The 1,161-nt window shown below is 50.7% G+C and carries 3 rRNA genes; all 3 read left to right on the forward strand.

What is annotated here, in order from left to right:
- Positions 1 to 289: ribosomal RNA gene (locus tag A9513_RS25480) — 23S ribosomal RNA — on the forward strand; the annotation flags it as partial.
- A 133-nt stretch (positions 290 to 422) separates the two neighbouring features.
- A 5S ribosomal RNA gene (gene rrf / locus A9513_RS25485) occupies positions 423 to 538 on the forward strand.
- Between the two features lie 382 nt (positions 539 to 920).
- Positions 921 to 1,161 (forward strand): 16S ribosomal RNA (locus tag A9513_RS25490); the annotation flags it as partial.

The raw sequence follows: 1,161 nt of genomic DNA on the forward strand, positions 1-1,161 counted from the left end.
CTGCCGTGGACGTTGGAGATTTGAGAGGGGCTGCTCCTAGTACGAGAGGACCGGAGTGGACGAACCTCTGGTGTTCCGGTTGTCACGCCAGTGGCATTGCCGGGTAGCTATGTTCGGAATAGATAACCGCTGAAAGCATCTAAGCGGGAAACTAGCCTCAAGATGARATCTCACTGGGAACTTGATTCCCCTRAAGGGCCGTCGAAGACTACGACGTTGATAGGTCGGGTGTGTAAGCGCTGTGAGGCGTTGAGCTAACCGATACTAATTGCCCGTGAGGCTTGACCATATAACACCCAAACAATTTGCGTGTTGTACGGTGAAGACGTAACGAACCGAAAGTTCGTGTGAACCGCAAATACCTGTCACATACCCGAATCTGGATGAGCGTGTGCGCAAGCCACGAGCGTCCTAAAGAATTGCTTGACGACCATAGAGCGTTGGAACCACCTGATCCCATCCCGAACTCAGTAGTGAAACGACGCATCGCCGATGGTAGTGTGGAGTTTCTCCATGTGAGAGTAGGTCATCGTCAAGCTCCTATCCCAAAGCCCCGGTCAGCTTCGCTGTCCGGGGCTTTGCCTATTAGTGTAAGCACATGATTTGTGCTTGCTGCTGACGAGAGTCGAGGCTCTCAGAAGTTAAGCGATTGAGTAGAAAAGAAATTTTCGAAAAATAAAGCTTGACGAAAGATGAGGTTRGCGTAGAATGCGCGCCTCGGTTGAGACGAAAGCCTTAACCAGCTGCTCTTTAACAAGTTGAATCAAGCAATTCGTGTGGGCGCTTGTGATGTAAGACTGATGATCGACAGATTATCAGCAACGCAAGTAACACTCGTGAATTCGAGAGTTTTAGCTCATTAAATTGAGCATGCGATTGCTGAGCCAGGTTTAGGGTTTTCTCAAAACCCAAGCAGTATTGAACTGAAGAGTTTGATCATGGCTCAGATTGAACGCTGGCGGCAGGCCTAACACATGCAAGTCGAGCGGATGATGGGAGCTTGCTCCCGGATTCAGCGGCGGACGGGTGAGTAATGCCTAGGAATCTGCCTGGTAGTGGGGGGCAACGTTTCGAAAGGAACGCTAATACCGCATACGTCCTACGGGAGAAAGCAGGGGACCTTCGGGCCTTGCGCTATCAGATGAGCCTAGGTCGGATTAG

The organism is Pseudomonas sp. AU12215, from assembly GCF_001675465.2.
GTDB classification, from domain to species: Bacteria; Pseudomonadota; Gammaproteobacteria; order Pseudomonadales; family Pseudomonadaceae; genus Pseudomonas; species Pseudomonas nitroreducens.